The organism is Amycolatopsis sp. NPDC003731, from assembly GCF_053586895.1.
In genome coordinates, this window is sequence record NZ_JBSFNC010000233.1 from 1 (window position 1) to 10,034 (window position 10,034).

Below are 10,034 nucleotides of genomic sequence, written 5' to 3' on the forward strand. Positions count from 1 at the left end.
ACCGCGGCTCGTCTCCCCCCTGCCGAGCCGCGGCCCGCCGGCCCCGTTGGCACCCCCCTCGTCACCGGGTCCTGATCGGCGGGAACTTCAGCGGGCTGGCTCCACGAAGCGACGTTGCCGTGGTCGGTGATCGTCACGACGAGCTTGTCCTCCGGCACCCCGCTGCACTCGAGGAACACCCGCAGGTGCGGCACGCCGACCTGGTGGACGCAGAAGAGCGCGAAGTCGTCCCGGCTCAGGCCGGTGCGGGCCAGTGCCGCGTCCAGCTGCGGCCGGATCCCCCGCACGACGGACTCCATCAAGGTGCGGCCGTCGCCGCGCAGGTACCCGTCGGTGACGAGGTCGCGGGAGTTCGCGCCGCCGTGCCCCGGGATCGAGGCGACGTGCCAGGCCGACGAGTCCGCCGAGAACTCGCGGTGGAAGATGCCGGGCACCGGCGAAGCCTCCAGCAGCATCGCGGCCCCGGCGTCGGACAGGGTGTAGCCGGCGAGGGAGTCGACGAACTGCGCGCGGTCCGCGACCGGCCACCGGACCACCCGCGAGCCGGTCTCGCCGGTGCAGACCAGGATCCGGCGGTACTGCCCGCTCCGGATCAGCGCCTCCGCGACCTGCATCCCGTTGAGAAAGCTGTTGCAGGCGTTCTTGACGTCGAACACCGGGCAGGACGCCCCGAGCTTGGCCGCCACGACGTGCGCGGTGGCCGGTTCGACGAGGTCCTGGGAGGCGGACGCGAACACGAGCAGATCCACCTCGTCCGCCCCGAGCCCGGCGCCGGACAGCAGTTTCGCGGCCGCCGCCACGGCGAGGTCGGAGGCGAGCTCACCCGGTGCGGCCCGGTGCCGGGTCCTGATCCCGCTGAGCTTGCCGATCGCGCCCGGCCGGGGCGTGAAACCGTTGCTCTCGCGGGCGATGCGCTCCTCGATCTCGCGGTCGCCGACCAGAGCCGGGGGCAGCTGGGCGGCGACGCCGCCGATCGCCACGTGCATGGCACTGTCCTTTCTAGACACCGGTGAACGCCAATGTCACGTTGTGGCCGCCGAAGCCGAACGAGTTGCTGATCGCCGCGGTGAGCGTGACGCGGCGGGGCGCGCCGGCCACGACGTCGAGGCCGATCCGGTCGTCGGGCGTCTCGAGGTTGGCCGTCGGCGGGACCAGGCCGTCCCGGACCGACAGCACGGTCGCGATCGCCTCCACCGCGCCGGAGCCGCCGAGCAGGTGCCCCAGCGCGCCCTTCGGCGCGGTGACCACCGGGCCGTCGCCGAGGACCCGCCGGATCGTGACGCTCTCGGTCAGGTCGCCCAGCGGCGTCGACGTCGCGTGCGCGTTCACGTGGCCGACGTCCCCGGCCGCGAGGCCCGCCCGGCGCAGCGCGGTGGTCATGGCGGCGCACTGCCCGGCGCCGTCCGGGTCCGGCGCGGTGATGTGGTGGGCGTCGTTGCTCATGCCCGCACCCGCGAGCCGGCCGTACGCCTTCGCGCCGCGCGCCGCGGCGAAGTCCGCGCGCTCCAGCACGACGATGCCGGCGCCCTCCCCCAGCACGAAGCCGTCCCGGCCGGCGTCGAACGGGCGGGACGCGGTCCCAGGGCTGGCGTTGCGGGTGCTCATCGAACGCGCCCGGGTGAACCCCGCCATGATCGCCGGCGTGATGCAGGCGTCCGTGCCGCCCGCCACCACCACGTCGGCCTCCCCCGCCACGATCATCCGCCACGCCCACGCGATCGCCTCGGCCCCGGACGCGCAGGCCGACATCGGGGCGTGCACCCCGGCCCGCGCCTTCAGCGCGAGCCCGACCAGCGCGGCCGGGCCGTTGGGCATGACCATCGGGATCAGCTGCGGTGACACCGCGCGCAGCCCCCGGTCCCGCAGGGCGTCGTGCTGGGCGACCAGCGTCGTCGCGCCACCGATGCCGGTGCCGATCACGACGCCGCAGCGCAGGGGGTCCACCGTGTCGCCGGCCAGCTCCGCGTCCCGGCACGCCTGCCGGGCCGCGACCACGGCCAGCTGTTCGGCCCGGTCCATCCGCTTGAGCTCGGCGTACGCCAGGTCCCCGTCGGGTTCGGCGGCCAGCCGCGCGGCGATGCGCACCGGGAAGTCCCGCGCCCATGCGGTGTCCAGAGTGGACGTTCCGGTGCGGCCGTCGAGCAGGCCGCGCCAGGTGGCGGGCACGTCCCCGCCCAGCGGGGTGGTCGCGCCGACGCCGGTGACCACGACCTCGACGTCCGGGCTGGTCACGCCGCCGCGCGCAGGTAGGCGGCGACGTCGCCGAAGGTCTGCAACGCAGGGAGGTTCTCCTCGGGGATGATCAGGCCGTAGCCGAGTTCGATCTCGTCGGTCAGCTCGACCATGGCCAGCGAGTCGATGTCCAGCTCGTCGCGCAGCGACAGGCCGGTCAGCGGGCGTTCGGCGGACAGCGCCACCGGGTCGGTGCCGGACACCTTCGCGATCAGCTGGGCCAGGGTGCGCTCGATGTCGTCGGAAGGGCTCATCGCTTACCTCTCACGGTGGATTCGGGGCTACGGCGAGAGGCTGGCAACGGCCGCTGACCGACAGCTGACGGCCGGCCCCGGATCCGGCCCGGCTGTGCGCCGTGCACAAGCGGTTCGCGGCACCGGCCCAGCCGCGGCGCTATGGTCGGCGGATGCCGGGGCATCCGCACGCGTCCAGGAGGGTCATCCGCGAGGTGGCCGCCGCCGTCCTCACCGAGCTGCCGTCGTTCGCCGACCGGCTGACCGAGCGGGGTGCGGTCGAGGAGAAGACGTTCTACGCGCGCGGCGACTGGGTGGCGCCCGCGGACATGCGGCAGTCGTTCATGGACAACGCCCGCAGCGCGCTGGTCCTGATGACCGAGGGGTTCGAAACGCGGGCCGACTGGATCGCGGCCCCGTTGGCCACCGGCCGCCGCCGCGCCGAACAGGGCGTGCCCCTGGAGGCGGTGCTGCACCTGTTCCGGTTGGGTACCGAGCTGCTGTGGGAGATGCTGCTGGCCGTGGCCCGCCGCCGGTCACCGGCCGAGCTGACCGAGTTCGTCGACAGCGTGATGGTGCTGTGGCAGGCGACCGACCGCGTCTCGACGGCGATGGTCGAGGGGTACCGGTCGCGGGAGAGCCAGCTGCGGACGCGGGCGAACCGGCGCCGGGAGGGGCTGGTCCGGGTGCTCGTCGAAGGCCGCGGCGCCGATCCCGCCGTCGCCGCGGACGCCGAGGCCGAGCTGGGCCTGCCCGGACACGGCCGGTACGTCGTAGTTCTGGTCGTCGGCGACCTGGCGGCCGAGGACGTGGCGCCGGTCCCCGAGCTGGCGGCGCTGGGGGTCCGCGTGGTCGTGGCGCCCTACCGGGACCGGGTGGTGTGGCTGGCCGAGCTGGGCGGGAGCACCGCCGGTCGGCTGGCCGGGCTGCTGACACCCCACCTGCACCACCGCGCGGGCCTGTCCGGCGAGGTCGACGGCCTCGCCGAGATCGGGATCGCCTACCGGCTGGCGGAAATCGCGCTGGACACCCAGCCGCCGGAGGTGCCGGGCCTGGCCGTGCTCGACGACCGGTTGCCCGAGGCGCTGGTGGCCGCCAGCCCGCGGCTGGCCCACCGGCTGGCGGCGAAGACACTCGGCCGCGTCCTGGACCTCGAGGACGCGGAGCGCCGGGTCCTCCTGCAGACGCTGGAAGCGTGGTTCCGGGCGGACCGCTCCCCCAGCCGCGCCGGCGAACTGCTGTACTGCCACCGGAACACGGTGCTCAACCGGCTGCGCAAGATCGAGCAGCTCACCGGCGCTTCCCTGGAGGACGACCGCCACCAGCTGTGCTGCCGCCTCGCCCTGATGGCCCCCGCGGCCCGGTCGTGAGGGGTAAGGCGGGTCAGAACCCGCCTTACCACTCACGAGGCCTGGGGCCCGGGTCGGTCAGGAGGTGCTGCAGCTGACGCTCGGCCAGTTCCAGTTGCCGTTCGCCATGATGGTGACGCCCCAGTTGTCGCCGTTGCCGTTCGGCTTCGCGACGAGCACCTGGCTGCTCGGCCACGTGGCGTTGATGTTCCAGGTGGCGCTGATCCGCGCGGGGCTGGGCACGTTCATCGTGACCGTCCACGAGGAGGAGCCGCTGACCGAGACGTTGAGGTTGTACCGGTCACCCCACCGCTGCCCCGCCGAAAGCGTGGCGGTGCAGTTGCCCCCGCCCGGTGTCGTGGTCGTGGTGGTCGGGGTCGTCGTCGTGGTGTCCGTCGGGGTGGTCGTGGGTGTCGTCGGGGTCGTGGTCGGGCCGGGACCGGCGGCGTTGAGGGCGTTCAGCACCGAGGTGTAGGCCGCCTTCTTGTTGCCGTTGCCGTCGAACAGCAGCGGGCTTTCGTTGGACCGCCACGAATCGCTGTCCCGGACGCCCCACACGGTGATGCCGACGCAGCGCGCGACGTTCATGCACGCCTGGGTCAGCGCCGAGTACTGCCCGGTGTTCGAGTTCGTGACGTCGACCTCGGTGAGCGCGACGTCGACGCCGAGCGCCGCGAAGCTGGAGATCGTCTGCTGGAAGTTGCCCGGTACCGAGCTGCCGCCGGTGAAGTGGGCCTGCAGGCCGACGCAGTCGATCGGGACGCCGCGGGACTTGAAGTCCTGCACCATCCGGTAGACGCCCTGGGTCTTGCCGTAGCTCCAGTTGTCGATGTTGTAGTCGTTGTAGCAGAGCTTGGTCGACGGGTCGGCCGCGCGCGCGGTCCGGAAGGCGACCTCGATCCAGTCGTTGCCGGTGCTCTGCAGGTTCGACGACCGGCGGCTGCCGTCCTCGTTGAACGCCTCGTTGACGACGTCCCAGTAGGCGAGTTTGCCCTGGTAGTGGGCCATCACCTTCTGGATGTGGTTGATCATCGCGTTGCGGAGGTTGCTGCCGCCCATGTTCTGCATCCAGCCCGGTTGCTGCGCGTGCCAGGCGAGGGTGTGGCCGCGGACCTTCGAGCCGTGGCTGACCGCCCAGTTGTAGATCTGGTCGCCCGCCGAGAAGTTGAACTGGTTCTGGTTCGGCTCGGTCGCGTCCGGCTTCATCTCGTTCTCGGCCGTCACCATGTTGAACTCGCGGGCCGCGATGGTGGTGTAGGCCGAATTGCCGAGCCGGCTGCCGGCGATCGCCGTGCCGAAGTACCGGCCGGACTGCGCGGCCGCGGCGCCCAGCGTGCTGGCCGCGGCGTCCGCGCCGGGCGCGGTCACCAGAACGGTTGCGGTCGCGGCGACGCTCGCCACTCCCGCCAGCACTCGAGTGGTCGTCGACCGCCACCAGCGCCTGCGGCGCAGGTCCGACGAACTTTCCGCCATCCGTGGTCTCCTTCGGTGAAGTTCCCCCGTTGCCAGCAGCAGAGCACGCCGCCGAAGGGCCACGCAAAAAGTTTCGATCGACTTTCGACGCCACGCATCCCGTCCTGGCCGGAACGCCGAAAGTTTCGAACACCCCCGAAGCCGGTTTCGAGCTGGCGAAACCCTGTCGCCGGGTCCTGGTCCCGGCGCACAACCACCGTCGCCGCCGGACGTCTTGTAGGGGGTGATCATCGCAGCGATCCGGGAGGACGTGCCGCCGCGGGCCGGCGCGCGTCCTCCCGGCCGCCGGTGGCGGTGGCTGCTCCCGCTCGCGGTGTTCGCGCTGCTGGCCGAGATGGCGATCGCGATGGTCACCACGGCCGTCGAGCAGACCCCGACCATCGACGAGCCGGTCTACGTCGGCGCGGCGGTCTTCTCCCTGGACCACGACAGCCTCCGGTACAACCCCGAGCACCCGCCGCTGGGCAAGCTCGTCATCGCGACCGGGCTCGCCTTCGCGGACGTGCACGTCGACGCCGGTTTCGCCGGCGACCAGACCCAGCTCGGCCGGTACGTGCTGTACGAGCCGGGCCACGACGCGGGCCGGTTGCTGCTGCTGGCCCGGTTGCCGGTCATCGTGCTGACGCTGCTGTTCGGGCTGGTCGTGTTCCTGTTCGCCCGCGATCTGGCCGGCCCGGCCGGCGGTGTCGTGGCGCTGGCGCTGTATGCGCTTTCCCCCGACCTGATCGCGCACGGGTCTCTGGCGACCCTCGACGTCCCGGTGGCCGGTTTCCTGGTGACGTCGGCCTGGCTGCTGTGGCGCGCCCGGAAACGTCCCTGGCGCTGTCTTCCGTTGGCGGGGCTGGCCTTGGGCGCGGCGGTGGCCACGAAGATGAGTGCCCTGGCCGCGGTTCCGGTGGTGCTGATCCTGGCCGCGCTGTCGGCCTGGTACGCCTATGGTCCACAAAGGACAGCCAGGCGCCTCGGCGCCGGCGTGGCGGCGGCTTCCGGCGTCGGGCTGATCACGGTCGCCGTCGTGTGGGTTTCGTACCTGGTCGTCGATCCGCAGCTGCGCTGGACACCGCCGCCGGGCCTGCCCGCGGTCGAAGGCCTGCGGTCGCTCGTCGACCTGCTGCCGCTGCCGCGGCCGTACCTCGACGGCATGCGCGTCCAGTTCGGCTTCGAAGACCAGGTGTGGACGACGTTCCTGTTCGGCAGCGTGCACGTCGGTGCGCTGTGGTACTACCTCCCGGCCGCGCTGCTGGTGAAGACCCCGCTGGGCGCGCTGGCCCTCTGGCTGACCGGCGCCGTCGCGATGGTGGCGGTCACCCGCCTGCGTCCGGCGGCACCGTACGTCCTGGTTCCGGCGGCCGTGCTGCTGGCCGCGGCGATGACGGGCAGCCGCGACCTCGGCGTCCGGTACGCGCTCTTCGTGCCGATGTTCCTGGCCGTCGCGGCGGCCGGGGTGGTCACCGTCCGCCGCCGGTGGGCGCCGGCCGCCGTGGCCGCCCTGGTCGCGTTCACCGCGATCAGCTCGCTGCGGACGTTCCCGTACTACCTGCCGTACTCGAACGAGGCCTTCGGCGGCCCGGCGCAGACCCACCGGCAGCTGCACGACTCGAACGTCGACTGGGGCCAGGACCTGGGCCGGCTGGCCGAGCGCCTGAAGCAGCGTCACCCGGGTGAACGGGTGTGGCTGGTCTACAAGGGCAGCGGCGTGCCGTCGTCCTACGGCATCGACGCCGCCGACCCCCTGGCCGTGCCCCCGGACGCGGTGCACGGCCTGCTGGTGGTCTCGGATTCGGCCATCGCCAAGGCGGACGACCGCCTGGGGTTCCTGCTCCGCACGAGCACCCCGCTCGACGACGTCGGGCACTCGATCACGATCCACCGCCGTCCGTGAGCCGCCCGGCGACCGGCCGGACCGGCCGACGGCGAAGGGCGTGGACCGCCCGCTGACGTCTCGGGCATGATGATCGGGTGCCCCGAAGAGAGCTCCGCCCCGACCAGGTCTGGCTGATCGGCGTTCCGCTCAACCTGCTGCTGGCCATCCCCTGCGCCTACCCGGTCGCGCTGGGACTGTTCGGGTTGCAGATCCTCGCGGGTGAGCTCGGCTTGGCCGAGGTCGTGGCCGATTCCGGTGAAGCGGGGATCAAGATCGTGATCGGCCTGGTCCTGGTCCTGTTCGCCGGGCTGGTGGTGTTCGGTTTGAACGCCTTGTTCGCCTTCCGGGCCCCGGACCTCGGGGTGGCCCGCTATTGGCTCGCGGTGGCCCTGCTGATCATCGTTCCCGATGTCCTTTACTGGACGGTCATCCGCTAGGGCGCGAGCGCGCTACGCCCCTCCACTTCGGACACCGTGGCAGGGCCGCGGGCGATCAGGTACGCCACGAGATCGGCGCCCGCAAGGGACTCGACCGGCTGCGCGCCGAGCAGGTCCGGGGCCGGGCTGTCCTCCGGCCCGGCCCGCTCACATGTTCATGATCGGCAGCTGAGCGTCCGGGCGCGCCAGCCGGGCGAGGAACTGCTCGGGGCGGTCGGTCACCGGACGCAGCGCCTCCACCGCTTTCGCCCGCTGCCCCAAGCCCGACCACACCACCGCCAACGCGAGCCCCAGGCCGTTGGCCACGTGCGGGCAACGCTGTCTCGCCAGCTGCAAGGCCGCGATACAGTCCTCCAGGGCCTCGTCGTGGCGGTCGGTGCGGCTCAGCGCCATCGCCCGGTTCGCCAGCAGCATCACCCGCACGATCGGCGTGTCCTCGGTTTCGAGCTGGCGGGCCATGAGCTCGGCCGCCGCCGCGAACTCCCTCGTGCGGAACGCGGCCGCCCAGCCGGTGCGGTCGCTCAGCTGGATCAGGTCGATGACGCGCCCCTCCTCCGGCCACTCCCGCCGGTAGCCGAGGCGGAAGCTCTGCCACCCGTCCGGTTCCAGCGCCGGGAGCAGCGGGCGGATGTCCGTCGCGCACTGCTCCGCACTCGGCCGGCAGTGCAGGAACACCGGCCGCGGGTCGTGCACCAGCGCCGTGCCGTCGCGGGCGAACAGCCAGTTCCCGCGGTGGGCGTCGCCGTGCAGGACGTTGCGGGAGTGCATCTTGGCGAGCGTGGTGCCGATCGCGAAGCCGTCCGGTTCGAGCGGCTGCGCTTCGGTCACCCACAGGTGCCGGAACTCGCGGTAGTCCGTCACCACCGGCTGGGCCTCGCAGGGCACCGGCACGCTCTCGACGTACGAGCAGAGGAAACGGATGCTCTCGCGCCGGCCCACCACGAGCGGGTAGCGCGGGCCGCCCGCTCCGGTCAGGCTCGACAGCGGCACCGCCGCGCACTCCCCGATCGACTCCACGACGTCCCGTGGCCACTGGTCGAGGGTGCGCTCGCGCGGGATCTCCTCGCGCAGGAGCACGATTTCGCCGCGCTCCACCAGTTCGCGCACCGGCAGCAGGTCGGTGCCGGTGACCTCGGTCGCCTCGACGGACGCCGCGCCGAGTTCGAGCAGGAACGTCACCGCCCCAGCATAGAATGGCCGGCGTGGCCGAAACCGGGGAAAACGTGGCGCTGGTGACCCAGACCCTGGTCGCCAACGCCAGCAGCGTCCTGAGCCGTCCGGAAACCCTGACCCTGCCGCTGTTCCTCGACCTCTGCGCGCTCTGTGAAGCGGCGGTGCTCCTCGACCGCCTGGAAGCGCTGGGCGCGGCGGACGACCACGTCAACGTCCTGGGCCGGCGGCTCGGCGAGGAAGGGCTCTACCGCACGTTCCGGCCCGCGCTGTCCCCCGACGAGCTGCGGCGCGTCATGCTGCGGCTGCCGGACGAGCTCGCGAAACGCATCACCCTCGACGCCGTCGGCCACGAGCACACCGTCGACGCGTCCGGCGCGCTGACCGGCTTGGACTACACGACCGGGCTGAACAACCTCCTCGCCCAGGTCGACGCGCTCGGCGGGTACGCCAGCAGCCGCGACGGCTCGGTCAAGGAGCGGCTGTACCGCGGGAACGGCTACCTCATCATGGCCGCCGCGCACGGCCTGGACTACTTCCCGGACTTCGACCGGGTGCCGTTCGTGGCGGGCACGCTGCAGAAGACCTACCGCTCGCTGCCGCGCCGGCTGTACGACAAGGTCAGCGAATCGCTCGACGAGCCGCTCAACGGCGGCGACGTCGTCGCCGAGTGGGCGGCGATGTCGACCATCCCGATCCCGCCGATCAGCGCGCTGGTGCTCTCGCGCGCGGCCTCGCTCGGCGACGTCCCGGAGCAGCTACTGCGCGTGCGCGACGAATTCCGCCGCTATCGGCGCTATTTCGGCGAATTCAAGGCGGATTTGCGCACCGCCGACACGATCCGGGAGCGCCGGAAGCTGCTGGCCAAGTACCAGGCCCTGCTGGCCGAAGCGAGCGGTCCCGACCGCGAAACCGTGTCGCTGACCGAGATGCTGAACCTGACGGAGAAGGCCGTGAAGGCCGCGGCCGGCCCGGCGCTGCCGACGAGCTACGGCGCCCTGCTGGTGACGCAGCCGGTGGACTGGATCCGCCGCTGGTGGCAGCGGCGCCCGCTGGCCATCCTGTTCCGGCTGGACAGCAAGCTGCCACGGCTGTCGGAGTACCGGGACCTGGTCGGCAAGCTGTGGGGCGAGGAGGCGGGCCGGCTGCTGCTCGGCCAGGTCCCCGACCACGGCGCCCGGCTGCGCGCCCTGATGGCCGACGCCGAGCCCGCCTGATCCGCGCGCCGGAACGCCGCGAATGACTCATTCGGGACCTCGGACGTCCCGAATGAGTC

9 protein-coding genes are annotated in these 10,034 nt (G+C 72.4%); 4 read left to right on the forward strand and 5 right to left on the reverse strand.

Translation table 11 applies throughout. The features are described 5' to 3' along the window. The 3 genes from ACWDN5_RS44645 to ACWDN5_RS44655 form a co-directional block, all read right to left on the reverse strand. Positions 1-986: 3-oxoacyl-ACP synthase III family protein (locus ACWDN5_RS44645; protein ID WP_449680529.1), on the reverse strand; the 986-nt coding region annotated here is incomplete at its 3' end. 13 nt (positions 987-999) lie between these two features. After that, complete coding sequence (locus ACWDN5_RS44650) at positions 1,000-2,232, reverse strand: beta-ketoacyl-[acyl-carrier-protein] synthase family protein (protein WP_449680530.1); 1,233 nt, start codon at positions 2,230-2,232, stop codon at positions 1,000-1,002. Next, on the reverse strand, positions 2,229-2,486 hold the full coding sequence (locus ACWDN5_RS44655) for a phosphopantetheine-binding protein (RefSeq protein WP_449680531.1): 258 nt from the start codon (positions 2,484-2,486) through the stop codon (positions 2,229-2,231). Before ACWDN5_RS44655 ends, ACWDN5_RS44650 begins: the two co-directional genes overlap by 4 nt. A gap of 152 nt (positions 2,487-2,638) precedes the next feature. On the opposite strand from ACWDN5_RS44655, the gene ACWDN5_RS44660 reads away from it, so the two are divergent. Then, on the forward strand, positions 2,639-3,835 hold the full coding sequence (locus ACWDN5_RS44660) for a PucR family transcriptional regulator (protein WP_449680532.1): 1,197 nt from the start codon (positions 2,639-2,641) through the stop codon (positions 3,833-3,835). A 57-nt stretch (positions 3,836-3,892) separates the two neighbouring features. Here ACWDN5_RS44660 and ACWDN5_RS44665 read toward each other — a convergent pair whose 3' ends face one another. Beyond that, the gene (locus ACWDN5_RS44665; protein WP_449680533.1) at positions 3,893-5,287 is read right to left on the reverse strand and encodes an endo-1,4-beta-xylanase; all 1,395 of its coding nucleotides are present in this window, start codon (positions 5,285-5,287) and stop codon (positions 3,893-3,895) included. 223 nt (positions 5,288-5,510) lie between these two features. Between ACWDN5_RS44665 and ACWDN5_RS44670 the strand changes: the two genes are divergently transcribed. Both ACWDN5_RS44670 and ACWDN5_RS44675 read left to right on the forward strand, forming a co-directional pair. After that, on the forward strand, positions 5,511-7,169 hold the full coding sequence (locus ACWDN5_RS44670) for an ArnT family glycosyltransferase (RefSeq protein WP_449680534.1): 1,659 nt from the start codon (positions 5,511-5,513) through the stop codon (positions 7,167-7,169). A 77-nt stretch (positions 7,170-7,246) separates the two neighbouring features. Further along, positions 7,247-7,588: a hypothetical protein gene (locus ACWDN5_RS44675; RefSeq protein ID WP_449680535.1), complete on the forward strand. Its 342-nt coding sequence runs from the start codon at positions 7,247-7,249 to the stop codon at positions 7,586-7,588. A 147-nt stretch (positions 7,589-7,735) separates the two neighbouring features. On the opposite strand, the gene ACWDN5_RS44680 is transcribed toward ACWDN5_RS44675, so the two are convergent. After that, entirely contained in the window at positions 7,736-8,767 is a 1,032-nt protein-coding gene (locus tag ACWDN5_RS44680) for a hypothetical protein (RefSeq protein ID WP_449680536.1), read from the reverse strand. Positions 8,768-8,790: 23 nt separating this feature from the next. Here ACWDN5_RS44680 and ACWDN5_RS44685 point away from each other — a divergent pair, with 23 nt between their 5' ends. Next, the gene (locus tag ACWDN5_RS44685; RefSeq protein WP_310969836.1) at positions 8,791-9,975 is read left to right on the forward strand and encodes a hypothetical protein; all 1,185 of its coding nucleotides are present in this window, start codon (positions 8,791-8,793) and stop codon (positions 9,973-9,975) included. The last annotated feature ends 59 nt before the right edge of the window (positions 9,976-10,034 follow it).

Excerpts from the sequence above, each read along its gene's own strand:
- ACWDN5_RS44665 (WP_449680533.1), bottom strand. The coding sequence starts at position 5,287 with ATGGCGGAAAGTTCGTCGGACCTGCGCCGCAGGCGCTGGTGGCGGTCG.
- ACWDN5_RS44655 (WP_449680531.1), bottom strand. The coding sequence starts at position 2,486 with ATGAGCCCTTCCGACGACATCGAGCGCACCCTGGCCCAGCTGATCGCG.
- ACWDN5_RS44660 (WP_449680532.1), top strand. The coding sequence starts at position 2,639 with ATGCCGGGGCATCCGCACGCGTCCAGGAGGGTCATCCGCGAGGTGGCC.